The organism is Acidobacteriota bacterium (assembly GCA_019347945.1).
GTDB lineage: Bacteria > Acidobacteriota > Thermoanaerobaculia > Gp7-AA8 > JAHWKK01 > JAHWKK01.
In genome coordinates, this window is sequence record JAHWKK010000002.1 from 29,400 (window position 1) to 54,675 (window position 25,276).

Annotated in this window: 21 protein-coding genes; 8 read left to right on the plus strand and 13 right to left on the minus strand. The window is 61.1% G+C overall.

What is annotated here, in order from left to right:
- Positions 1-19 precede the first annotated feature (19 nt).
- Genes KY459_01590 through KY459_01615 form a run of 6 tightly spaced genes read left to right on the plus strand, consistent with a single transcriptional unit; the run spans position 20 to position 8,207 of the window.
- Positions 20-2,638 carry a PBP1A family penicillin-binding protein gene (locus KY459_01590; protein ID MBW3563401.1) on the plus strand — a complete coding sequence of 873 codons (2,619 nt, stop codon included), beginning with the start codon at positions 20-22 and terminating at the stop codon, positions 2,636-2,638.
- A complete protein-coding gene (locus KY459_01595; GenBank protein MBW3563402.1) occupies positions 2,613-3,239 on the plus strand; it encodes a hypothetical protein in 627 nt (208 codons plus the stop codon). Before KY459_01590 ends, KY459_01595 begins: the two co-directional genes overlap by 26 nt.
- 11 nt (positions 3,240-3,250) lie before the next feature.
- Complete coding sequence (locus KY459_01600; protein MBW3563403.1) at positions 3,251-3,892, plus strand: DUF4126 family protein; 642 nt, start codon at positions 3,251-3,253, stop codon at positions 3,890-3,892.
- A 38-nt stretch (positions 3,893-3,930) separates the two neighbouring features.
- A complete protein-coding gene (locus KY459_01605) occupies positions 3,931-4,137 on the plus strand; it encodes a dodecin family protein (protein MBW3563404.1) in 207 nt (68 codons plus the stop codon).
- Positions 4,138-4,179: 42 nt separating this feature from the next.
- Positions 4,180-5,700, plus strand: coding sequence for an amidophosphoribosyltransferase (gene purF, locus KY459_01610; GenBank protein ID MBW3563405.1), 1,521 nt, complete (start codon positions 4,180-4,182; stop codon positions 5,698-5,700).
- Entirely contained in the window at positions 5,697-8,207 is a 2,511-nt protein-coding gene (locus KY459_01615) for a HAMP domain-containing protein (GenBank protein MBW3563406.1), read from the plus strand. The genes purF and KY459_01615 overlap by 4 nt, the downstream gene beginning before the upstream one ends.
- Before the next feature lie 123 nt (positions 8,208-8,330).
- On the opposite strand, the gene KY459_01620 is transcribed toward KY459_01615, so the two are convergent.
- Together KY459_01620 and KY459_01625 are read right to left on the minus strand one after the other, a co-directional pair.
- Positions 8,331-8,894 carry a GNAT family N-acetyltransferase gene (locus KY459_01620; GenBank protein MBW3563407.1) on the minus strand — a complete coding sequence of 188 codons (564 nt, stop codon included), beginning with the start codon at positions 8,892-8,894 and terminating at the stop codon, positions 8,331-8,333.
- A gap of 145 nt (positions 8,895-9,039) precedes the next feature.
- Entirely contained in the window at positions 9,040-9,654 is a 615-nt protein-coding gene (locus tag KY459_01625; protein MBW3563408.1) for a superoxide dismutase, read from the minus strand.
- 521 nt (positions 9,655-10,175) lie between these two features.
- Here KY459_01625 and KY459_01630 point away from each other — a divergent pair.
- Positions 10,176-11,060, plus strand: a complete 885-nt coding sequence (locus KY459_01630) for an MBL fold metallo-hydrolase (protein ID MBW3563409.1) — start codon at positions 10,176-10,178, stop codon at positions 11,058-11,060.
- A gap of 10 nt (positions 11,061-11,070) precedes the next feature.
- On the opposite strand, the gene KY459_01635 is transcribed toward KY459_01630, so the two are convergent.
- From KY459_01635 to pth, 10 genes are all read right to left on the minus strand, one after another.
- Positions 11,071-11,760 (minus strand): porin family protein, encoded by a 690-nt coding sequence (locus KY459_01635; GenBank protein ID MBW3563410.1) that lies wholly within the window; start codon positions 11,758-11,760, stop codon positions 11,071-11,073.
- Between the two features lie 18 nt (positions 11,761-11,778).
- A complete protein-coding gene (locus KY459_01640) occupies positions 11,779-13,563 on the minus strand; it encodes a thioredoxin family protein (GenBank protein ID MBW3563411.1) in 1,785 nt (594 codons plus the stop codon).
- Positions 13,564-13,565: 2 nt separating this feature from the next.
- Positions 13,566-14,408: a thioredoxin family protein gene (locus KY459_01645; protein MBW3563412.1), complete on the minus strand. Its 843-nt coding sequence runs from the start codon at positions 14,406-14,408 to the stop codon at positions 13,566-13,568.
- Between the two features lie 76 nt (positions 14,409-14,484).
- A complete protein-coding gene (gene serS / locus KY459_01650; protein MBW3563413.1) occupies positions 14,485-15,768 on the minus strand; it encodes a serine--tRNA ligase in 1,284 nt (427 codons plus the stop codon).
- A gap of 30 nt (positions 15,769-15,798) precedes the next feature.
- Positions 15,799-17,454: a S8 family serine peptidase gene (locus KY459_01655; GenBank protein ID MBW3563414.1), complete on the minus strand. Its 1,656-nt coding sequence runs from the start codon at positions 17,452-17,454 to the stop codon at positions 15,799-15,801.
- Between the two features lie 608 nt (positions 17,455-18,062).
- Positions 18,063-19,163, minus strand: a complete 1,101-nt coding sequence (locus KY459_01660) for a VWA domain-containing protein (protein MBW3563415.1) — start codon at positions 19,161-19,163, stop codon at positions 18,063-18,065.
- A 111-nt stretch (positions 19,164-19,274) separates the two neighbouring features.
- Positions 19,275-20,228, minus strand: a complete 954-nt coding sequence (locus KY459_01665; GenBank protein ID MBW3563416.1) for a diguanylate cyclase — start codon at positions 20,226-20,228, stop codon at positions 19,275-19,277.
- Positions 20,229-20,418: 190 nt separating this feature from the next.
- Positions 20,419-20,847 (minus strand): hypothetical protein, encoded by a 429-nt coding sequence (locus KY459_01670; GenBank protein MBW3563417.1) that lies wholly within the window; start codon positions 20,845-20,847, stop codon positions 20,419-20,421.
- On the minus strand, positions 20,847-22,316 hold the full coding sequence (locus tag KY459_01675) for a magnesium chelatase (protein ID MBW3563418.1): 1,470 nt from the start codon (positions 22,314-22,316) through the stop codon (positions 20,847-20,849). The genes KY459_01670 and KY459_01675 overlap by 1 nt, the downstream gene beginning before the upstream one ends.
- On the minus strand, positions 22,313-22,909 hold the full coding sequence (gene pth / locus KY459_01680; protein ID MBW3563419.1) for an aminoacyl-tRNA hydrolase: 597 nt from the start codon (positions 22,907-22,909) through the stop codon (positions 22,313-22,315). Before pth ends, KY459_01675 begins: the two co-directional genes overlap by 4 nt.
- 43 nt (positions 22,910-22,952) lie before the next feature.
- On the opposite strand from pth, the gene KY459_01685 reads away from it, so the two are divergent.
- Positions 22,953-24,155: a SpoIIE family protein phosphatase gene (locus KY459_01685; protein ID MBW3563420.1), complete on the plus strand. Its 1,203-nt coding sequence runs from the start codon at positions 22,953-22,955 to the stop codon at positions 24,153-24,155.
- 3 nt (positions 24,156-24,158) lie between these two features.
- Here KY459_01685 and KY459_01690 read toward each other — a convergent pair whose 3' ends face one another.
- The gene (locus KY459_01690) at positions 24,159-25,241 is read right to left on the minus strand and encodes a tetratricopeptide repeat protein (GenBank protein MBW3563421.1); all 1,083 of its coding nucleotides are present in this window, start codon (positions 25,239-25,241) and stop codon (positions 24,159-24,161) included.
- Positions 25,242-25,276: the final 35 nt, after the last annotated feature.

The window sequence follows — 25,276 nt, forward strand, 5'->3', positions numbered from 1 at the left end:
GCCACAGAAGCCACGCCGCTTGAGGATGCCGAGCCGAGGCACCGTCTTCCGCACGATCGCCTGGAGCGTTGTCATCCTCGCGATCGTCATGGTCGTATCGGCCGGCCTGCTCTACTACCAGGCGACCAAGCGTTTCGAGATCCGTCGGGTCTCACTTCCAACTCTGATCTACACCGACGCGACACCGCTTCGTCCGGGCGTCGAAACGACCGCCGATCAGCTCGAGGCGCGGCTGCAGCGGCTCGGTTACAGGGCCGTCGAAGAGCCCTCGAAGGAGGGTGAATACAACCGGGAGGGGACAACATTCGCCATCTGGGGCCGCTCGTTCGACTACCCGGATGGGGACCGTGAGGGCGGCCTTTACACCGTGAATCTCGCAGGCGGGGCGATCGAGTCGGTCACGAACGGTCCGGAGGGGGCCCCGGTCGAAACCGCCATTCTCGAGCCGGAGCTGCTCACCTCGATTCTCAGCGATCGCCTCGAAAATCGCAGCCCCGTCACACTGGAGCAGATTCCCGAGCACCTCCAGGACGCCGTCATCGTCGCGGAAGACGTGCGGTTCCGGCGTCACGCGGGTGTCGATCCCCTCGGAATCTTCCGGGCGCTGTTCGCGAATCTCCGCTCCGGCGGCGTTCGAGAGGGCGGATCGACCCTGACCCAGCAGCTCGTCAAGAACTACTACCTGACGGGCGAGCAGAGCTACCGGCGGAAGATCCTCGAAGCGTTCATGGCCGTGATCCTCGAAGCCCGCTACAGCAAGAACGAGATTCTGTCGGCATACCTCAACGACATCTACCTCGGCCGCGATCAGTCGATCTCGATCATCGGAGTCGGACAGGCCTCCCGCTTCTATTTCGGCAAGCCGGTCTCCGAGATCGGCATTTCCGAGTCGGCTCTGCTCGCATCGATGATTCCCTCGCCGAACAATTACTCCCCGTTCGAAGCGCCGGACACGGCAAAGAAGCGAAGGGATCGCGTGCTGAAACGAATGCTCGACGCGGGAGAGATCACCGAGGAGGAGTACGAGGAAGCGGTCGAAACCGCCCTTCCCGAAGCACCGGATCGCACACGGCGGAACCTCGGATCGATCCCGTTCTTCGTCGACGCGGTCATCAGGGAGCTGCAGGAGAACTACGGAATTGACGATCCGGCCGGTCAGGGGCTGTCAGTCTACACGACCATCGATCTCGGCTGGCAGGAAGCGGCCGCGACGCGGCTCAAAACCGGTCTGGAGCGGCTCGCCCGTACGGTTCCCGAGATCCGGTCGCGTCCCGAGCCGGTGCAGGGGGCGCTCATCGCGGTCGACGTCCCCAGCGGCGAGATCAGGGCGCTCGTCGGCGGGCGCGACTTCGAGATCAGCCAGTTCAATCGTGCGCTCTCCGCCGAACGCCAGGTCGGCTCGCTGTTCAAGCCCTTCATCCTCCTCGCAGCGTTCGAGCCGAGCCTGTCGAAGCAGAACATCACCCCGGCCACTCAGGTGAAGGACGAGCCGTTCACCTACAAACGCCGATTCGCACGCGACTGGTCGCCGAAAAATTACGAGGGCGCCTACTACGGTGTCGTCACCGTCCGGCAGATGCTCGAAAAGTCGATGAACACTGCTTCAGTCAGGCTCGGTCTCGCTACGGGGCTCGATGCGGTCATCAGGGCGGCAAAGGCCGTCGGCATCGAGGCGGAGCTCGACGAGGTTCCAGCGCTCTTCCTGGGGTCTGCCGATATTCCGCCCATTCAGATGGCCGAGGCCTACACGACGATCGCGCGCATGGGATCGAGAATCCCTCTGCATACCGTCCGTTACATCGTCGACGAGGATGGTGACGTGGTCAAAGGCGAGGTCGATTCGCTTCAGGTCTTTCCCGAGCGCGACGCATATCTCGTCGTCGACGTCATGAAGGGTGTCGTCGATCGCGGAACAGCCGCGGGAGTCAGGGCTTCGGGTTTCAGAGCTCCCGCTGCTGGCAAGACAGGGACGACGAACGACAGGCGCGACTCGTGGTTCATCGGCTTCACTCCCGACATCCTGGCGCTCACATGGGTCGGGTTCGACGACAACGCTCCGATCGGCGTTTCGGGATCCGAGGGTGCACTGCCGATCTGGACCAGCTTCATCAGGGATGTCGCGGATGGAAACCGCGACTTCGCCGTCCCCCCCGGCATCACGTTCGTGACCATCGACCGGACGACGGGACAGCTCGCCAGTCCATACTGCCCGGAAAACGTGCAGATTTCCGAAGCCTTCAAGAGCGGCACGCAACCAGCCCTCACCTGTCAGAAACATCTGCGTCCCGAGCCTGAGCTCCCCGATCTGGAGTTTCCGAGCTTCGAGGATCTGATGGGCGAAGGAATCGAGGGGACGGGCGACGTGCTCGAGGGCGGGATCTTCCGCACGGAACCGGGCGAGGAACAGCAGCAGACGCCCTCGCAGCCGCGACCGATCGAGGAGCCACCCCGAATGGAGCGGCGCCAGCCGCTTCCGGTTGACACCTCGGGATCGCGGCGCGAAGTCGAGCGGCAGCGAGAGCCTCCACCCCGGGATCAGCCTCAGGATGAGCCGCCAGATGAGCCGCCGGACGACGAGGAAGATCCCCCCTCATCGGAAAGCTCACGACCGAATGAGTCGATGTCCCTGGTGCGCTGAGAAGGTCCCGCGTGGAGAAGGGCTGTGCCCGACCTGTGGGCGAGCGGTCATCGACGACCACGGGCGACCTCTCCGCCGGCTCGATCTCGTCTACGAGGAAACCGTTGCCTGGCAGAAGAGAACGGCGAACGAGCTTCTCCTCTGGGGCAGCATCGCATTTGCGGTCGCTTCGCTCGCCGTACCGCTGACGAATGTCGCGGCGCCTGTCGCCGCAGCGTTTCTTCTCGTGACGCAGATGGTCGTGCTCCGGCTCGTGCTCGCGCGGAGGGCGATGCTGCTTCTCAGCGCCCGCAGGAGGATGTTCGTCCGGTGGATCACCCGGCTCGGGCTCATCGTCGCGGGCACGGTGGGCTATGGCGCGACTCTGGCCCCGATCGTCGGAGCCGGGGCAGGCGGGCTCACCTTCGCGCTCCTCACCTTCGCAACCCACCGCTACATTCTTCGTAGTCTGAGGAAGGAAAAGGAGAGGGAACCGCCCGAGCTGTGGGAGAAGCTCGTTCTGCTGCTACTCGCACTCATTCTGACCTTCATTCTGATTTCATTGCTTGCAATGGGATACGCGATCGGGTGGTTCACGCATTCGATGACCAACATCGGATAAGGAGGCCGGAGATGAAGATACTGACACTGCTGACCGCATTCGGACTCGCCACAGGCGCCGGGGCAAAGGCGTTCGTGCCTGTCCTTCTGCTGGGGCTCTTCCACTACACGGTCTGGTTCGATCTTTCGGAGGACTACCTCTGGATCGCCCACCCGGTCGTGATCTCCATCCTCGCCGTCCTGGTCATCGTCGAGCTGTGGGTCGACGCTCATCCCGATCTCGGCGGCGCTTCCGCGATCGTCGGCTATCTGTCGAAATTCATCGCCGGGTTCATCGCGGTGGCTGCCGTCGTGGGACAGCTTGATCCGGAGATCACCGAGCTCGCGGGCTCGGGGCTTCTCGGAGGGGTGACGGCGATTACCGTTCACGGCGCCCGAAACGCGATCAGAAGACCGATGCGGGAATCAGCCGAGATCGCGCACGAATCGGTCGGGAAGATTTTTTCGGCCGGAGAGGCGGCGACCGCAGCCACGATCAGTGCGGCGGCCATCCTCTCCCCGTTCGCAGGACTCGCCGCAATTGCGCTCGCCATCGTGTCGGGGGTGCTCTTATGGCGCATTGGAAGCCGGCGAAGTCCGTGTGGCGCCTGCGGGGCCATGATCCGTTCTCAGGCGCTGGTCTGTCCCTCGTGCGGGGCGAGAACCGCGTGGTGATGGCGAGGCCGATTCGTTAGACTGCCACCGGAGGAACAATGTCAGACAGCGTTTACAAGCTTGTGGAAGTCGTGGGCACCTCGTCCGAGTCGTTCGCAAAGGCGGCTGACCGGGCCGTCCGAAAAGCTTCGAGTACGCTCCACAACCTCGACTGGTTCGAGGTCACCGAAATGAGAGGAAGAATCAGCGACGGAGCAGTGGCCGAATACCAGGTCAAGCTCAAGGTCGGGTTCCGGCTCGATTGAGCGGTTCGCCATTCGGGCTCCGAGCTGTGATTTAATCGGGGAGTGAAGGACCGGTTCCATCACGAGTGCGGCGTTTTCGGGGTGATCGATCATCCCGACGCCGCGAACCTCGCCTACCTCGGGCTGTACGCGCTCCAGCATCGTGGACAGGAGAGCGCCGGGATCGCCTCGATGTCGACCGCCTCGGTCCCCTCGGGCGCCAATATCGGACCCCCCGCGGGTTCCGACGGAACGGGCGAGCACTTCGTTCAGCAGGGCAGACCGCAGATCCACCTCGAGCGCGACATGGGCTATGTCGCCGACGTCTTCGACAAAGAGCGACTCGACCGGCTGCCGGGTGAAGTGGCCATCGGTCACGTTCGTTACTCGACCGCGGGCGGATCCCTCCTCTGCAACGCGCAGCCGCTCGTCGCGTCGACTTCGAAAGGTCCGATCGCCGTCGCCCACAACGGAAATCTCGTCAACGGAAACAGGGTCCGATCGGAGCTCGAGCGAGATGGCTCGATCTTCAACACGATGTCGGATTCCGAAGTCATCGTTCATCTGGTCGCACGCTCCCATGCAGAAGGAGTGGAAGCTGCCTTCGTCGACACCTTCTCCAGACTGAAGGGCGCATGGTCGGTCGTGGCGATGGCGCCGGGGAGGATCATCGGAGCGAGGGATCCCCACGGCTTCCGACCGCTGATCATCGGCAAGCTCGACGATGCGCTCTGCATCGCGTCCGAGACCTGCGCGTTCGATCTGATCGGCGCAACGACCATCCGCGAGATCCGCCCCGGCGAGATCGTCGCGCTCGATTGCGTTCGGCCGGGAGTCCCACCCGAGGATCGAATCCGGATCCTCTCGTACGAACCGGCACCGCGTGCCGCGCAATGCGTCTTCGAGCATGTCTATTTCGCCCGCCCCGATTCGATGATTTTCGGCGCCAATGTGGGACAGACGAGGAAGCGGTTCGGCGCAACGCTGGCGCGGGAGCATCCGGTGGATGCCGATGTCGTGATCCCGGTCCCCGATTCAGGCCTCTACGCCGCACTCGGATACGCCCAGGAATCCGGAATTCCTTTTGAGCTCGGGTTGGTGCGCAATCATTACGTCGGTCGGACCTTCATCGAGCCGAAACAGTCGATCCGGAACTTCGGCGTCAAGATCAAGCTCAATCCCGTCCGGGAAATCGTCGAAGGCAAGAAGCTCGTCCTGATCGATGACTCGATCGTACGGGGCACGACCTCGCGCAAGATCGTTCGCATGCTCAAAGCCGTCGGGGCGCGGGAGGTTCACATGAGAATCTCCTCACCGCCGACCACGGGGCCGTGTCACTACGGAATCGATACGCCGAGGCGCCGCGAGCTGATCGCGAGCAACAACTCGGTCGAGGCAATCCGGGAGTACATCGAGGCGGATTCGCTCGCCTATCTCTCGACCGAAGGCATGCTCGACGCAGCCCGAGGAGGGCCCGACAATCCTCGGGAGAGTTATTGCACGGCCTGCTTTACCGGTCGCTACCCGATCGATCCCGAGACTGCCGAAGAGTCCGAAATCGTAGAGGCAGGCCTCCAGGCGTGAGCGAGGGGAACGCGAACCGATCACGCGGATGGGGCCAGTCATGGATCCTGTGGCTGCTGGTCCTACCGCTCTGCATCGGTCTCTCGCTTGCCAGCCTCTTTCTCTGGCACATCCTCGCATCGACGTCGACCCGGGCGACGATTGCGATCGCATTGCTGGCTTTGAGTTATCTGGCCGGGGGACTGCTCTACGCCAGGTGGCTTCGCTCGATGTCGGCGGGGGTCCACGCCGCGGTTTCAGCCGGCCACAGAGTCTCTGAAAGCCTGTCGAAGAGTCTGCGGGATGCTTTTTCGACGTCCGTCGTTTACTGGCTCGGCACCGGCACCGTATTCGCGATTGTCGCGACGATCTTCATATTGCCCGGATGGCTAGGTTTTCTCTATTTCTTCGCTGCAGTTCTGATCATCACGACACTCGGGGTTTGCTTTTCGTACTTTGCTGTGAAGCAGCTCATTTTCGCTTCGGCTGTCGAGATCGCGGAATTCGAGTACGAGGGGGCGCGGGTGTCGATCGCGCGAAAAGTCGCGATCATTTTCATGACGCTTCTGACGATCACGGCGCTCGTTTTCATCCTTCTGGGATCTGCTCAGGTCTCTTCCACGCTCGAGGAGCTTGCGGTCACCTCGGCAAAAGACCGCTTCGATCGCCTCTACGAAATCGCGATCTCGCGTCAGACCGCCGGTAATCTCGACGTCTCGGCTCTCGACGAATTCGTTCCTGAGGATTACGGGATCGCACTTCTCAATCCGGACGGATCCGTATCGGGGTCGGCGGCGACGAATCTGGCAGAGCGCGACGTGGCAATCATCAGAGAAATGCAAAGTGGGACGAGTACCGAGTTCATCTCGAGCAACGTCTCCCGATTCAGCCTCCTCCCCGATGGATCGATCATCGTCATGACGATTCCCTGGGGCCCCTACCAACAGGTCACCCATCAGATTGCCCTCTACGGTTTGATCATCGCTCTGCTCGGCCTGATCGAATTCTCGGTGATCGTCTACTACTTCGGGCGTGACATCGATCGGCCCCTCCGTGCGCTCCGCAAAGCCGCCGACAACCTTTCCACGGGCGACTTCAGGGGAAACATTCGAGTATTTTCCGACGACGAGATCGGTATTCTCGGTTCCAGCTTTCGACAGACTCGTGACCGCCTGAGGACGCTCGTGCGGGCGGTCGCGCAGAGCGGTGGAGACGTCAGGAACGGAGTCGACGTCATCACCGGGGGATCCCGCTCGCTACTCGATCGCGGTACCAAGCAGTCGGATCTGGCCGGCCGTACGAGACAGGCCATCACCAGAATTCGCGAGCAGGCGAAAAGCGTGCTCGATTCAGCGTCCCAGGTCAGCGGATCGACTCAGGACTCAGCAAGCCGCGCCATCCAGCTCAGAGCCGTCGCCGAAGAAATCGCCCGCCTCATGGACGAGCTCTTCCAGTCGGTCGAAAAGACTTCCTCTTCCACGACCGAAATGAACGCCTCGGCAAACGAAATGACCACGCGCACCGAGTACCTCCGAAGTGTGGGCGACGAGCTCCTTTCCTTCGTTTCCGAAATGGATTCGACCGTCCGGGAGCTCCGGATCAACGCCGATAAGACAGCCGAGATCTCACGACAGGTCCGGGAGGATGCCCAATCGGGAGGCGAAGCCGTCGAACAGACGGTCTCGGGAATCGTCTCGGCTCAGGAAACGACACGCCGATCCGCAAACACGCTGGATGATCTGCAGAAACAGATCGGTCGCATCAGCGGCATCCTCGACGTCATCGAGGACATCACGGAGAGAACGAACCTTCTTTCGCTCAACGCAGCGATCATCGCAGCCCAGGCCGGCGAGCATGGTCTCGGGTTCGGTGTCGTCGCCGAGGAAATTCGCGAGCTTGCGGAGCGAACGAGAGGCTCGACGCGAGAGATCGGCTCGATCATCAAGGCGGTGCAGTCGGCGTCCGGCGAAGCAGTCGCTGCGATGAACGAGGGCGTCGCGATGGTCGACGAGAACGTCTCGCTGGCTCAGGAAGCCTCCGCTTCCCTCTCTCTGATCCTGAACAGCGCTAACGAGTCCTTTGAAATGGCCAAGGCAATGGCGCGCTCACTTCAGGAACAGGCGCAGGCGAGTCAGCGTCTCCACGAGGTTACGGCCAAAATCTCCGAACAGATCGCGGAGATCAATCGGTCCACCAGCGAACAGGCGCGGGGAACATCGCTCCTCGCCGACGAGGCGGAACGAGTGAGCGATATCGCCGCCCGCGTGAAAAAAGCCTCGGAGGAGCAGCGCGAGGCGGGCCGCGGAATCAGCGAGGCGCTGGAGACCATCGCCAGCGATGCGGCACAGATCCGTGATCTGCTGAAGCGCCAGCTCGTGGAAACGGATCAGATCGCCGAGGCCGCGGAATCCCTCACCACGATTGCCGGCGAGAACGAAGCGCTCGCCGAACAGCTCGACGAGACCGTCGGCACCCTTGCAGACTCGGCACGCTCGTTCGAGAACGAAGTCAGCCGGTTTCACATCTAGGAGAAGGTTGGCGGTTCGAGGTTCGAGGTTGTAGGAATGCGGCCAGGCGGAGCGCCAACGAGTCCGACCCGTCGATCTCCTCAAACCTCAAACCTCCAACCTCCAACCACCGAGGGCGCGAGCTCAGCAGCGAGGACCGGATCCGCCTCCGTTCAACTCCAGGATCAGCTTCGTCATGTCGTGCTGAGCCCCCTCCGGGTCCGTTCCATATCCTTCGAACGTGTGCGCTTTGAATCCGAGACCCTGCAGCGTTTCGACGGCATCTTTCTCGAAATCGGAAACGAGCATGCAGCTCAGATGTCGCATTCCGTTCTCGCGGGCAATGTCGATGAACTGATTCACCAGGGTGGTTCCGAGCCCCAGCCCGCGGTACTCGGGATCGATGAGCCATTTGATCCGGCCCACCCGCCGGAGTGGTCCGCCCTCCCGGCGATGCAGCGTTGCGTCCGCAACCACATTCGATCCGTCGAGCGCGAGCAGAGGAAAGGCCCGGGAATAGTCGAGATTTTCCGCCCAACCCTGAACCGTCGATTTCTTGTCGATCGCAGCCCACGCGAACCGCCGCGTTTCCTGCGGAAGGCGCATGAAGAACGAAAAGAGCGCATCGACATCGGTCTCACGGAAGGGCCGAATCAGTACCCTCCGTCCATCTCTCAATGATGCTTCCTGCGGATATGTGTGTGGCATGTTCTCCTCCTCCACCAGGACGGTGAAGTCACGGCAATCAATCATCAGGGCCGGGAGACTTCAGTTGCGTTCCGGCCCGCCGTTTATGCTCCGTGGATGGTCAATGATCAGAAGCCCGCGGCCCGGCTGAGGGCCGCGTCCGGTCCTATCGCCGCGAGCCGTCGGGCTGCCTGAGCCGCCCTGCCACCACGTCCCAGTCGACGTTCGACATGAAAGCTTCGATGTACTTCCCCTTCTCCGCCGGCTTGTAGTCACGCAGAAAAGCATGTTCCCAGACGTCCATGACGAGAATCGGCGCGAAACCGGCGATATTGCCGTCCTGATGCTCATCGACCCAGTGGTTGGAAAGCGCACCGTTGGAGAGGTCCTGATAGCAGATGACCCATCCGATGCCCCGCATCCCTCCCATCGCCGAGAACTCCTTTTTGAAGGCATCGAAGCCGTCGAAGGCATTTTCGGCGACCTCGCGGAAGCGATTGCCGGAAGCGGGATCTCCTTCGGCGCTCTTCTTCATGTTTCCGAAGTAATACTCGTGCAGAACCATCCCGTTGTACTCGAACCCCTTCCGTCTGACGAGCTCGGAGAATTTGACTTTGTCCGAATCGGAGAGGCCACCCCTGGTGAGGTCGGCGATCTGCTCATTGAGCGAGTTCGTGTTCTTGACGTATCCGTCGTAGAGCTTGAAATGAATCTCGAGCGTCTCGTCGGAGATGCCCTTGAGGCCGCTGAGATCGAAGGTTCTGGTCTCGTAAGTGTGCATATCGAGTCTCCCTTGTGGTGTGAAGGTTTGCCGGCTCCCGGATGCGATTGCGACTGCGGAAGCGGTGCCTGAACCCGACTCTATCGCAGAACGCTCACGATCTGAAAACGGGATGGCCTCCTCGGCCTCTCTCGCCTCGACCTCGAACGAGATGCCGCGATAGGCCTCAGCGTGGCCAAGCCCCGAGATTCGGGCCCGGAGATATTCCACGAGGTACGTCGTCACGAACCGGACGGGACCGTTTCGGAGGATCTGTCTCGCGTGCACGAGCTCGTGACGGAGCAATCGTTCGCGCCCCAGACCGTGAACCGACTCGGAAAGGTAGATTCGGCGTCCCAGAGTGATTCCCATCACTTTTGGAAGAAGGAGGACGCGCAGCCAGCGGGGGTACCCCGTCCGCACGAGCACGCGTCCGGATCCGCCGGGGAGATCGATCCACTCCCCTTCTTCTTTCGGCGGCTTCACCTTGCCTCTACAGGCGGATCCTGAAATGATCCGAAAGGAAAAGGGGGATTCGTTCGATGAACTTCAGAGCCGCCGCTGTCGTCTTCCTCACCACATGGGCCGCAGTTCCGGCGCTCGGTCAGCGGGACCTGAGCGAGGTCGAGATCAAGGTTCATCGGGTAGCGGGGAACGTCTACTACCTCGAAGGTGCTGGCGGAAACATCGGTGTCGCGGTGGGGCAGGACGGCGTTCTGATGATCGACGACCAGTACGCCCCACTGGCGCCGAAGATCGAGCAGGCTCTGGCGACGATCACCGACAAGCCCCTCCGCTGGGTTCTCAATACGCACTGGCACGGGGATCATACCGGCGGAAACGAGGCGTTCGGCAAATCGGCGCCGATCATCGCGCATCACAACGTCCGAGAGCGGCTTGCGGCGGGTTCGTCTGTTCCGGGTCGCATGGTCGCCCCGGCACCGGATTCCGCGCTGCCGGTTCTGACGTTCGGCAAAGATCTGACGATTCATTTCGACCAGCAGGAGATTCGAGCGATCCACTTTCCCCACGCCCACACCGACGGGGACGCCGTCGTCTTTTTTCCTGATTCCAATGTGGTCCACACCGGTGATCTCTTCTTCGCCGGACGCTTTCCGTTCGTCGACATCGACAGCGGGGGCTCCGTCTCGGGCCTGATCCGGGGGGTGCTGAGAATCGTCGCGGAGGTGCCGCCCGACGCGACCATCATTCCGGGCCATGGTCCGGTCTCGACAGTCGGGGATCTCGAGGCATACGCATCGATGCTCCGCGCGACGCGTACCGTGGTCGCCCGGGCGATCGACGAGGACCTGAGCCTGGAGGACGCGAAGTCGCGGAGAATCCTCGCGGCCTGGGACAACTGGTCGTGGAACTTCATCACCACGGATCGATGGCTCGAAACGCTTTATCGCGAGCTATCCGACTGAACCTCGAAGCTCAGAACGCATACTGCAGCGCAATGAAGAATCGGTTGCTCTCGATCTCGATCAGCGACGAGTCGGTTTCGTAGCGCTCGTACTCGAGCCCGGGCACGACCACCCACTGGCTGTCGCTGATTCCAATCGGCACGCCGATCTCGACCCTGAGACCGTTGGTGTCGATCGATCCATCCAGACCGGTACCCGCAATGTTGTCGATGTCGACACTGCCGAAGAAATAGCGTCCGGTGACGTACCACCTGAAGTCGTCAGCCGGCGCCGAATGCGCGGTTGCACCGAAACCGAACTGCCCGCCGTCGAGCGTGACGTCGTCGAAGCCCCCGAAGATTCCGCTGGATGCCGTGAGGGAGTCGTATCGACCCGCGCCCTCGAGCGTCAGATAGTCGGCGACCCGCCATCCGACCGATCCCTCGAAGCGATCGCGTTGCAGCGTGGCCAGATCGAGATTGATGAAATCGAGGAAGCCGAGACCTGCCTCGAAATCGTGGTCGTATTGCGCCTTGATAATGATGGGACCACTTTCGAATTGCCCCAGTATCCCAAGTGAGGACTCTCGTTCCGTATCGATCGAGAACCCGATGATTCCGAGATCGGTCGCGTAATTCGAGTAGCGCCCTCCAGCCCGATTCTCGGCAACCGCCGGTACTGCAAGCATTCCGATCAGGAAAACCCCTGCTAACCGCCGCATGTCATCCTCCCGTTTCGCTCACTCCACTGCCTTCAGTCGCCGGAGAAAACGATCCGGCTTTTCGAACCCCAGCAATCGCGTCTCGCTCACCTCGTTACCATTTGAGTCGATGAATACGATCGTGGGCACTCCGACGATCCCGTACATCCGGGTCAGCTTCGCAGATTCCTCATCATCATCGGTGAGGTCGGCCTTCAGTCTCACGAACCTCTCCGCCTCCGCGATCACCGCCGGATCGGTGAAGGTTCGCGAATCAAGCTCCTTACAAGGAATGCACCAATCGGCATAGAAGTCGATGAGGACCGGCTTCCCCCCGGCAGCAGCGCTCTCGATCCTCTCCGGGGTCCACGGCTCCCACTCGATCCCTACGCGGTTCGACGGCCATCCGAGATAAAGTGCCGCCGCGGCAAGGACGACGGCGAGAACGAAACTGACGACGCGGGCCTCCGGTTTCCGAACACCCTCGACGACGAGCCAGACCGCCCCGATGAGTCCGCTCGCCAGCAATCCCGCTTCATATACACGCTCCCCGAAAACCGGGCGGAGGAAGTAAAAGGCCATCCCGATCAGGACAAATCCGAATGCCTTCTTCGTGATCACGAGCCAGCCTCCGGATCTCGGCAACCGGTTCGCCAGCGAGGCCGACATTCCGAGAATCAGATACGGAAGACCGAGCCCGAGGGCGAGGGTGAAAAAGATGACGAACCCCATCACGGGGTCTCCCTGCCTCGCGACGAAAGCCAGCAGCGACGCCACGAACGGTCCGACGCAGGGAGCCGCGACGACTCCCGCGAGCAACCCCATGATGAGAGCGCCGGCGTATCCCGCCCGGCCACCCGCTCGCGAAATGATGAACTGCGGGACCGTCATGTCCCACATGCCGAACATCGACGAGGCGAGCACGAGCATCACCAGAGCAAAAAAGACGAGCACCGCCGTCGACTGCAGCCACGCGCCGAAGAGCGCTCCCGAAAGCGCTGAGACGACCCCAAGGATCGAGTACGTCACCGCGATCCCGAGGACGTAGACCATCGCCAGCAGCGAGGTTCGGGCTCCCGATTCACGCTGGGACGCAAAGTAGCCGATGGTGATCGGAATCAGCGGGTAGACGCACGGGGTCAGATTGAGGGCGAGCCCGACCAGAAAGACGGCGATCAGTGCCAGGACGAGGCTCCGGCTTTCGAAAACCGCGCCGGCATCAGAGAAAATCGAGGGCTCAACCGAGCTCCGAGCGTCGAGCGAAGTGAATGAATCCGAGGGGGATCCCCCTCCTCCCGCGAGGGCCTCGACCGGGGAACCCTCGATCTCATGCCCGCCCATGGACGTCGACAGAGACACCGTGGCGGGTCGCAGACAGACCGAATCGTCGCAAGCCTGATAGTAAAGCTCGATCTCGACCGAATCGTCGACCGAATCGATTCTCGTCCCCTCGAAACCGACGCTGATCATTCCTTCGTAGACCGCCACCGGCCCTTCGGCGAAACTGAACTCGAGATTCTCGTGCGGAGGGAACTCGACCGAGCTCACCTCGAATGCCGAGGAGGAGATTGTCAGTCGCGTCGGAATTAGAAACTCGTCGTTGGGAGTGATCGAGTTGATGTGCCACCCCCGTTCGATCGCGAGGAGCACTCGTCCCTTCACCAGCGCGCCGGGAGTGTCGCCGGCCTGATCGATCTCGAGTCCGAGCTCGACGAGCTGCTCGTTGCCGGCGCCAGCGACCGATCCGACCTGGGCGAATGCACCGGGAGATGCAAGCGTGGCCGCCAAGGCGAACCAGCCGGCGAGGCGGAGGGCTCGACGCATCGTCAGTTCAGGCCCAGGCGCGCCCGGACCGAGGGGAGATAACGCTGCGCCTGTACGGCCGCACGGCTATCCGGATAGCTGTCGCGGACGACCTCCAGCTCCCGGAGCGCATCATCGTAACGCTGAGAATGCATATGAATCTCGGCCAGAATGACATGGGCCTCGGCGCGGGTCTCCTTCGAGAGACCTTTCATACTGATGGCCATCTCGAGGCGGGAAACCGCATCGGACGGCTTGTTCTGCATCATCGCGAGACGGCCGAGGTCGATCATCGACCGCCCTCGCACTTCGGCGGGTGCGTTCGCGAGCGAGATCAGGCTCCCCAGCTTCTCTTCTGCATCGGCGAGCCGGCGACGCTCGATCAGTTCCGTCGCGAGCTGATACGTCTCCTCGGGGCTCGCCTTGCCGCCGTCATCGCGTTTCAGCCGGACCAGAAAGTCCTCGTATCCGGCTCTGGTCGCCTTCAGCTGATCGATCCACCTCCCCGGTGGCGAGTAGCCCTCGATCATCCCCGCGACTTCGAGATCCGGCGTGAAGAGCACGACCGTAGGAAGCCTCGTGATCCCCAGACTCATCGCGAGCTGTTGCCCCTCTCCGCGATCCTCGGTATCCACCTGCAGCAGCACCATGTCATTGGTGGCCTGGATGAACTCCTTTGCCGGGAAAAGCTCCGCCGCCATCTTCCGACACCATCCGCACCAGTCGGCATACATCTCGGCCAGAATCAGCTGATTCGACCGCTTCGCCTTCTTCTGTGCTTCGGAGATGGACTTCGACCAGCTGTTTTCCGCCAGCAGTGGCAGCGAAATCAGAAGGAGGAGAAATGTCGGGACAATGCGTTTCAATGTGAGAGTTGCCTCCGACTGACCAAACGACTCGGGCCGCCGTACGATTTCAATCCCTGTTTCGGGGGCGTCACCATCAGGGTTTTCGAAGGGTAATCCTCTCCCGGCCATTCATCCATGGTCGCAGCGCCTCGGGGACCGTCACGCTGCCGTCCTCATTCTGAAAGTTCTCGAGGAGCGCGACTAGCGTCCGCCCTACAGCAAGTCCCGATCCGTTCAACGTATGCACGAATGAAGTCTTCCGGTTCGCATCCCGGTATCGAATCTTCGCACGCCTCGCCTGAAAGTCGGTGAAATTCGAGCAGGACGAGATCTCGCGGTAGACGGCCTGCGATGGCAGCCAGACCTCGAGATCGTAAGTTCTGGCGGCCGCAAACCCGAGATCTCCGGTCGAAAGGCTGACGACGCGATACGGCAGCTCGAGCCGTCGGAGAACCTCTTCCGCATGGGCAGTCAGCCTTTCCAGCTCGTCCCACGAGGAATCGGAAGTCGTGAAGCGGACGAGCTCGACTTTGTCGAACTGATGCTGACGGATCAGCCCTCGAGTGTCCTTGCCGTACGAACCCGCTTCGCTGCGAAAACAGGGCGTGTAGGCGCAATAGGCAATCGGCAGTTCGGACTCGTCCAGAATCTCGTCGCGATGGATGTTCGTGATGGGCACCTCGGCAGTCGGTATGAGGTAGAAATCCCGGTCTCCTTCGAGCTTGAAGAGATCTTCCTCGAACTTCGGAAGCTGACCGGTCCCCCGCATCGACTCGGCATTCACGATGAAGGGAGGAAGTACCTCGACGTATCCATGCTCACCAGAGTGAAGGTCCAGCATGAACTGAATCAGGGCGCGCTCGAGCCTTGCCCCGTCACCTTTCATGATGACGAACCGGGCACCGGCGATCTTTGCGGCGCGGTCGAAATCGAGAATGCCGAGTTTCTCGCCGAGCTCCCAGTGAGGCCGCGGCTCGAAAGAAAAACTTCTCGGCTCTCCCTCGACTCGCTCGATGCGGTTGGCGGTCTCATCGCCACCGATGGGAACTGCCTCGTGCGGAACATTAGGGAACGTCAGCTCGAGCGCTTCCAGCTCGGAATCGACCTCGAGCAGCTTCCCGTCGAGAGCCTTGATCTCCGCTCCGACCTTCTTCATCGCCTCGATCTGAGCAGAGGCATCTCCGCCGGACTTCTTCAGGCGGGCGATCTCGGCGGTGACATCGTTTCGCTGCCCCCTCAGCGCCTCGACTTCCTGCACGAGCTCCCGCCGTTCACGGTCGAGCTCGAGGAAGCGCTCGAGATCTGCGTCGCTCGACCGGGCATCCAGAGACTCCCGGTAGACGTCACTCCGATCGCGAAGGAAGGAACGGTCCAGCATTCGCGGCGGATCATATCGCGAAGCGATTGCTCACCGACGCCGCACACCCCGGCGTCTCGGTTCTGGCGCGAATTCGAAGTCGCCGGCCAGTACGAGCGCGGCCGACTGAGACCCACCGACCGCGATTCGTTCAGCCGACACCGTAATCAGATACGTAGTGTCCACGTCCGGCGTGAGGGTCACGACCTCGATGTTGTTCAGGCGATCGGGATGGCCAGGGTGAAGACTCTCGTTGCCATGGTGGACGCCACCACCGTTTGCGGCAGCCAGAAGATCGAGATCGTTGACCAGCTTCGGCGTCGTCGCGTCCCTACTGTTCGCGCCGGGAGGATCGGTCCAGGCCAGAACCGCCCGCGCTCTCCCGCCGGCTACGACTCTGATCCGCACTCGATGGCTGCCACCTTCCGCAAGCTCGAGGTTCGATTCGTCCAGAACGTGGAGCGACGGTGGGCCCTCGCCCAGAGGCAGCGCATCGGCCAGAACGGGGTAGCCCCAACCCTGGCGGTAGGAAGGTACCGGCTCGGCAGGAACCGGGACCGGGTTGCCATCCTGATACGGAACTGCCCGCGCCGAGGCGACGAGAATCGCCCGGACGAGCGCGGCGCTCGGCGTGCGGGCCGAGCCCGGATCCGGCGTTCCTGTCGGGTAGAAGCCCCGCTCGAAGTACTCACGAATCAGAGCCACGACGCCGGCAATCGTCGGTGAAGCCCAGGAGGTGCCCCCCTGATAGCTGTGATCGCAGTTGAATGTCGTGACGTCGAAATCCGTATCGCCGGCGAGGGTCAGCGATGGTCCGACGATCTCCGGTTTGATTCTTCCGTCCCGGGTCGGGCCGTAACCGCTGTATCCGGTGACGACAGCCAGACCGTATTGCCATTCGAACCCGCCCACCTGAATCGTATTCTTCGCCGAACCCGGACTCGAGATCGATGAAGGGCCCAGCGAGCCCGCGTTGCCTGTGTTGAAAACAACGACCATGTCGCGGTGGCGATGGACGAAATCGTCGATCTCCGAGGCGCCCGGTGTGTAGTTCCCGGTCGGCGGAACGGCGGTCGGCGGGACACCCTGACGGTTTCCCCATGAGTTCGAATGGATTCGCGCTCCCTGGTCCCAGGCCTGCCGGAGAACGTCGCGCAGATCCCGCAGCGGACATCGGAGTCCCGGCCGCTGGCTGCAGTCGTCGCCACCGATGAACCCGGCGTCCTGAATGACGAGTTTTGCCCCCGGCGCGATGGCATCTCCGAAATCGTGCAGCAGAGGGGTCAGCCTGTCCCCGGCGGCCGAGGCCGCGGCGTGAGTTCCGTGCCCCTGATTGTCCCAGTCGAATGGGTCTCCGGGCTCCTCACATCCGAATTGACCCGGATACTCGTCGCACGAGTAGAGGAAGTCGTAAGCGATGACTTTTCTGCGGGACGGGTCGACGTTGGTGCTCTCGAGCTCTCCGGTCGCGGCCACGGTATTGATCGGAGGCACTCCGTCCTCGAGGCCGGAGAAATAGCAACTGTCCCAGTCGAGGCCGGTATCGAGAATCGCGATCACCTGGCCGAGTCCGTAGATGCCGGCGTCGGTGAAAATTCGCGGGCCTTCCGGATCGCCGGACTGATGCGCTCGAGTCGAAACGTCGTTCCCCGCGACTGACACCGCGATGGATGAGGCCAGAAAAAGCTGAATGAGCGGCAACTTCATCACCCGGGATTCAGCAAGTCGGGCGCCATCGTGTAGGGATGTAGGGGATTAGCGCAGTTACTCGATCGCAAGACCCTGACGTGAAGCATGTAGGAATCGATGGAGGTTCGAGGCGCTCGGCGAAATGGTCTCGCGCAATTCCAATACCTGGCATCCTGAGCCCGGCGAAGCGCGGGCGAAGGATCTGGGCGCGGGCTCGTGAGTCAACCGCAGGTGCTCGTCGCGTTGATTCACGAGCCTTCCCCCGGATCCTTCACCGTCCTTCGGCGGCTCCTAATGAAACGACCACGAAATTGCGTGGACTTCGACCTTTTGCAGCGCTTCGCTTGGCCTGATGTCCCACCCTGCAGGGTCCCTTCGGTTTCCCCCACCCATCACCCCTCAGGGCAGGCTCCTCGCTTGCCCACCCGACCGCCCGCTCGGGACGACGTCGGTTTGAGTATGGGGTGCGGAGTTTTGCGGGCTCCGGTTTTCATTCCCGCTTCACCGGCGCAACGCGCCGGTCACTTGCTCAGGATGACGAGTGTTTCACTCTTTCACTCTTCACCCTTCACCCTTCACTCTTCACCCTTCACTCTTCCCTGATCCCTGATCCCTGATCCCTGCTTCTAATGAACGAACCGCCTTCGGTTTCGGATGTAGTCAGCCAGAATGTACTCGCCGAGCCGGTCAGGCGAGGAGTAGAACGCGCGACCTCTGTTGATCTTCGAGAGTTTCTCGACAAAGTCGACGAGCATCGGATCGGTGGCGAGCATGAAGGTGGTGATCGGGATTTTGGCCCGCCTGCACTTGTCTGCTTCCTCCAGGGTCCGGTTGACGATTTTCAGATCAAGGCCGAACGAGTTCGTATAGAGCATCTTCCCCTCCCACAAGGCGGAAGGCTTACCGTCGGTGATCATGAAGATCTGTTTGTTCGCGTGGCGCCGGCGACGGAGAATCGTCTGCGCGAGCTCGAGACCGGCCTTCGTATTGGTATGGAACGGGCCGACTTCCACATACGGGATCTCGGAGAGAGGGATCTCTTTGGCGTCGTCCCCGAAGGTCAGAACGTCGACCGCGTCGCGGGGATACTTCGTAATGATCAGCTCGGCCAGAGCGAGAGCGACCTTCTTCGCAGGTGTGATCCGGTCCTCGCCGTACAGCACCATCGAATGCGAGAGATCGATCATGATCACGGTGGCACAGTTCGATCCATGCTCGGTCTCGAAGACCTCGAGATCGTCCTCCCGGATCCGGATCTCGTCACCGCCTTCGGCGAAGCTCGACCGGATCGCATTCTGTAGAGTTCGTACCCCGTCGATCGTCCCCGGATCATCGCCGAAACGCCATGCCCGGCTCTCGGTCAGTCGCTCGGTGCCCTGACCTGCGCTGGGAGTCGCGTGATCACCCTTCATCGATCGATGGAGTCCACGGAACACTTCGTCGAGAGCATCGCGGCGGATCTGCCGTTCGCCGGCCCCTCCGAGTCGGACTCCGCCGCTCGCCGTCGGTTCGAGCAGACCCTCCTCCATCAGTCTCGCGAAGAAGGCCTCCAGGTCGACATCTTCGGAGATGAATCCTCGCTGCTGAAGCGCCCGGATCCATTCCATCGCCTCTTCGGGATCTCCTCCGGACTGGAGAAGCAGCTCATTGAAAAGACGCCGCAGCGCCTGCTCATCGAGGATCTGCTGAATCCACGACGGATCGAAAAATGTATAAACGTGCCTCATGTTCAATGGCGCGAACGCTCGGGGCCGCGCTCTGGCCGTGGTTGAGCGGCCGTCAGCGCTGCGGACCATCGAGATGCGCGCGCGCACCAGAATACAACGAGAGCGCGCGTCTCAAGCCGACGCGCACTCGGGAAAGGAGAAGACCTTCCCGAGATCGACGTCGGACTCGACTCGGTTGCGACCCATGTCTTTCGCCCGATAGAGCGCTCGATCCGCTCGTAACAGCAAATCGCTGATGGAACGGAAGTCGAAGCTCATCGCCGAGGCGACACCGAAACTCGCGCTGACGTGAGTCATCCGTTCTCCCGTCCAAACCGGCTCACTCGCAACGATCCGACGGATCCGCTCCGCAATTGTCGAGGCTTCGGTGTGATCGGTTCCGGGAAGGACGATCAGAAACTCCTCTCCACCGAATCGCCCGACTTCGTCGTTTTTGCGGATGGCCTCGGTCATTCTCGTAGCGAGCACACGCAGTACCTGGTCACCAGCCTGATGACCGAACTCGTCGTTGACCCTCTTGAAGTGATCGACGTCACTGAGAATCACGGAGAACGGCCGCGAACGGTACGCATTTTCGGCGGCGAGCGACTCGAGGCGCTGCTGAATTCCTCGGCGGTTCAAGACGCCTGTCAGAGCATCTCTGACCGACAGATCCCACAGTTTCGATCGTGCTTCGGCAAGTGCCTGATGCAGGCGAGCGTGACGCTGCCCGACCAGAATTCGAGATTCCAGTTCCTCCCGCATGAACGGCTTCGACACATAATCATCGGCTCCACTTTCGAGACCCTGTTTCAGATCCTCGATCGCATCGCATCCGGTCAGCAGAATCAGATACGTGTACGGTACGTCTTGACTCCGGCTCCTGAGCCGCCGACACACCTCGGGTCCCGTCAGCTGCGGCATCATCCAGTCCAGGATCGCGAGTTGCGGAGGATCGTCTCCCTCGAGAATCCGGCAAGCCTCTTCTCCGTCTACCACCTCCACCACATCGAAACCTTTGGCGGCCAGAATCTGGCGCAGGGCAAACCGATAGCTTCTGCTGTCATCCGCAATCAATACCTTCATCGCATTCCCTCCGACTCACTCTGAGCCCGGCGGTTGGGAACAGCAAGCGAGATGACACGATCACTGGTTACGGCAAGTGCCTGATTCGAAACCGGCTAGATCGATTCCAGATGCCGGGCAGCCGGTCTGGATTGTGGACACCTGTTCAGATTCAGCACGGTCGGGGGGCTGGATTGGATCCGCGCGGTCTTCACACCTTCGCGGTTGCCTTCCGAACTTTCGCGATCCAGCGGTTGATGGCTGGGTTATTGGGGAGCCGCTCCTTCGCCGCGTCAAGCACCGCGCTCGCCTCCTCGTAGCGATCGAGGACCAGGAGTATCTGCACCTTCAGCTCGACGAAGCTCTGGTACAGCTTCATGTCTCCGGTTCGGTCGGCCTCGGCGAGTGTCAGGGCCCGATCCGCAAACTTCAGAGCGATCTCCGGTTTCGAATCGTTCAGAGCGTCGGCGGCAAAGTGATGGAGCATCATCGGCGAATCCCCGAGGTAGGTTTTCGCTCCGACAAACTGGTCGAGCGCCTCGATGATCAGGTTCTCTTCGCTCTTGTACCACCCCTCGCGGACGACGCGCTTTACCTGACGTTCGAGCTCGTAAGGCAATTCAATCGTGATCGTTCCCATCATTTCACCGTTCTGAGTACATTGAATCGTACCGCTTCGCTGAAGGTTATCGTCGAATCACGATCTTCCCGCGCGAGGAGCAGAGCCTGATGAAGACCCTCGAGAACGAGCTCTTTCGAAAAGAGGAGATCCTGATCGTTCTCAGCGATCCGGCGGGCGACGTCCTCGAGTCCCGGAACGCGGCTCAAGGCCTTCTCGTGTTCCCGGTTCGGTGTTTCGTCCGAGAGCTCGACGGTATTCCCCTCGGCGAACCATGCGACGATCGGCTCGAAGATTTCCGGATCGAGTACCGATTCGGACGACCGGTTGGCCGGCGAGAGCAATTTTCCGCCGAGCTTTCTCTCGAGGAGATTGCGCACGGCAGTTCCGATGATGTTGCGCGCGACGATCTCGGGACCCTGCTGTTCTCCCTCGTACACCAGCTCGATCTTTCCGGTGATCGCCGGAATCAGCATGATGAAGTCCGAGACTCTCGGCATTGCCACCGAGTCGCCGGTGGTGGCCAGGCGGCGCTCGAGGTTGGATGTCAGAAGCTCCGCGGCGGAGATCGGCAACCTCGCACTGACGCCGGAGGTCTGATCGACCAGGTCGCTCGCGCGCGCGACGAACGCGATCTCTTCGATCAAATTGCGCGTCTCCTCGGGGAGGTCGACGCCGTTGTCGCGGTCGAGCCATGCCTCCTGATCCGTGATTCTCCGTGCCGTCTCGACGTCCCGCGGATAGTGCGTGATGATCTGAGAATCGATCCGGTCCTTGAGCGGCGTGATGATGCTCCCGCGACTCGTGTAGTCCTCCGGATTCGCGGTGAAGACCATGACGATGTCGAGTGGAATCCGGAGAGGAAAGCCGCGAATCTGGAGATCCTGTTCCTCGAGAATGTTGAGCAGCGATACCTGGATCCGGGGAGCGAGGTCCGGAATTTCGTTGATCGCGAAGATCCCGCGGTTGGTTCGAGGAATGATTCCGTAGTGAATGACTTCCTCATCGGAGTAGTCGAGTCGCAGGTTGGCCGCCTTGATCGGATCGATGTCGCCGATCAGATCGGCCACCGTCACGTCCGGCGTCGCGAGCTTCTCACGATACCGGTGCTCCCGCGGTAGCCAGGAGACGGGCAGGTCGTCTCCCTTCGAGTCGAGCAGACGCCGGCAGTATTTGCAGAACGGTGCGAAGGGGGAGTCGTTGACCGGACATCCGGCCACGACCGGAATCTCGGGATCGAGGAGATCGACGAGCGAACGAAGCAACCGCGTCTTCGCCTGACCTCTCAGACCGAGAAGGATGATGTCGTGGCGCGCAAGGACCGCGTTCTCGATGGCCGGAAGCACGGTCCGGTCGAATCCGTGAATTCCACGAAATCTCTTCGTGCCGTTCCGCATCGAAGCGAGCAGGTTGCTCCGCATCTCCTCGCGCACGGATCGATCGGACCATCCGCTCTCACGAAGCTCCCGTAATGTCGTAGCTTCGTTCACGCGACCGTCTCTCCCTTTTCCTGATTCCGGTTGAACTGGTTCATCGCCCGCGTCAGATCTCCTCGGGCGCAGAGCAGCAGCGCGTCGGTCGCGCGCTCGATCGTTTCCCGGATGATCTGATGTTCTCCCTTCTCGAAGTCGTCCAGCACATAGTCGGCGAGATCGGAACCCTCGGTGTAACTCTCCCCTCGTACACCGATTCTGAGCCGCGGGAACGCCTCGGTTCCCAGACTCTCTGCGATCGACCGCATTCCATTGTGCGTCCCCGCCGATCCGTCCCTTCGAATGCGCAGCGTTCCGAGCGGAAGATCGACGTCATCGTAGACGACGATCATATCGCCCAGGTCGCCTTCGAGATACTTCCTGACCAATCCGAGCACTGCTTCCCCGGACAGATTCATGAATGTGAGCGGCTTCGCAAGGACGATTTTTCCGCCGGCGACGCGGCAGGACCGGGTCAGGGCCTGCTTCTCGTGCACGTCCTCCGCGCAACGGAATCTGGCCGCCATCCGATCGATGACGCGAAATCCGACATTGTGTCTGGATCCTTCGTATTTCGCTCCCGGATTCCCGAGTCCGACGATCAATTTCATTGTTCCTCTCCGGCCGCGAGTGTACAGTAATCGCCACTGATTCATGGCGCCCGAAACACCTCAAAAAGTTCTCCTCATCGACGATGACAAGAACGACCTCGTTCTGATGAGACGACTCCTCGAATCGAACGGCTACCAGGTCGAGACGGCTTCCTCCGGGGACGAGGGGCTGAAGCTCATCTCGGCGGATCCCCCGAGCTGCGTGATGGTGGATTACCGGATGCCGGGAATGACAGGGTACGAGGTAGCCAGGAAGATCAAAGACGACGACGGGACTCACAACATCCCGGTTCTCATTCTGACCGGCGCGAGCTCCTCCGAGGTGCACGTCGAAGGACTCGATTCCGGTGCAGACGACTTCGTGACGAAGGGCGCGGACGTCGCGATCATCCTCGCCCGAATCCGTGCACTCCTCCGAATCAAAGCGTACCAGGACAAGATCGTTCAGCAGTCGTCCGAGCTCAGACTTCTCTACGAAGAGGTCAAACAGAAATCCGACAAGATCATGGCATTGAACGAGCGGCTGAGCCGGGATCTTCAGTTCGCCCGCCGGGTTCAGGAATCCCTTCTCCCCCCGCGCATGCTCACCGCCCCCGGAGTCGAGGTCCGGGCGTCGTACCAGCCCACCGAAACGCTTTCGGGAGACTTCTTCGACTATTTCACGGTACGCGACTCGTTTCTGATATTCATCGCAGACGTCTCCGGTCACGGAACTCCCGCAGCGATTCTGACTTCCCTGCTGAAGAGCTACATTCGCACCGAAGCCGACAATCTCAACGCTCTTTCCGACTTCATGGCGGAGCTCAACGATTTCCTCGTCACGGCCAGCCTGCCATCCCAGTACGCGACCGCGTTGCTGCTCCGGTACGATCGTGAAGCCGCGACCCTCGAGTTCAGCAATGCAGCCCATCCGGCATTCGTGCTTTACCGACGCGCTGCGGGAAAGATCGAGGTTCACGAGCAACCCGGCCATCTCCTCGGGGCGCTTCCATCGTCGACCTACGAGGATTTTTCTCTGTCGATTGGTGCGGGCGATCTCTTCTTCGGTTACAGCGATGGGCTCACCGACAGACTGAACGACGCCAACGAGTTTTATTCGATCGATCGGATCGGGAAAATCCTCGCTGATTCGAGCGATCAGGACATGTCGAGTCTGTACGACCGAATCCTGGAAGACGTCGGCTCGTTCGCGCAAACCGAGGAGCTGGAGGACGACACCGCTTTCGTCCTGGCCCGTTTTTCCTGAGATTCAGGAGACTCGCGCCAGCAGAGCCTCCGCCTGAGGGCGCTTCGCATACTTGACCTCCGACCGGACGATCCGGTCGAGGCACTCCCTCGCGTCCTTCTTCTCGTTCTTTTTCAGCAGCGCTTTCGCAAGCCAGAAGTAGGTGTCGAGCAGATACTCGTTCTCGTTCCCCGCCTGGTTCTCGACGGCGCTTCTGAAACGGGAGGACGCCGCGTCCCACTCTTCGCTGGCGAAGTAAATTTTGCCGAGCTGGGCGTTCGCATCGAAAAAGTCGTACGAGGCGGTCTCGACGTGCTCGAGCACTTTTTCGTAGTACTCCTTCGCTCTCGCATAGTCCTTCCGATCGAAGTAGATCGCTCCGCAGAACAGCAGCGCATTCCGGTGAAAGTACTCGTTGTAGTGCGGCTCGTCCTCATGGAACTCCCTGAGGGAGCTCTCGAACAGATCGAGGGCATCTTTGGCGTTTCCAAGCGCGTAGCTGTTGAGGGCCTTGAGCGCGAGGGCCTGGGCAGTAACGTTCGAGTGGGAGGAGTACTCCATGGAGCGTTCGTGCAGTTCCCTGGCACCCTCGAAATCGGAGTCCTCGTGGGAGAGGTGGCCGAGAATCACGAAGGATTTGTACTTGACGTCGCTCGATTCGTCCGATTCTTCCGACTCGCACACACTCTCGAAGTGTGCTCGCGCCTTTGCCCTGTCTCCCGCAAACATCGAAAGGACACCCCGGTAATAGAGAGTTTCCAGCCGGCTCGGGCGTCCCTTTCCGAGCGACGAGATCTCACCGAGGAGGGATCCGATTCTGACGGCCAGTTCCTTGTGATCGCGAGACGGGTCGACGACGAGGTTGTGGAGGTGAATCAGCTCGACTTCGAGTGTTCGCACGATCTCGACCAGAATGTCGAGACGTGTAGAATCATCGATATCCCCCTGAAAAGCGGAGACGAGCTCGCGACGCAGGCCCGAGAGCTCCGCCGAGTACTCTTCAATTTGTCGATCGCTGAGATTTCCGTGATGCCCTTCGAGCCTGGTTTCGACATCTTCACGGCGTCTGGCGAGATTTTCCAAGGGCACCCCCGCACGTTGCTCCATCGACCCCTCCCCACTCTAATGGTTCAATAACTATA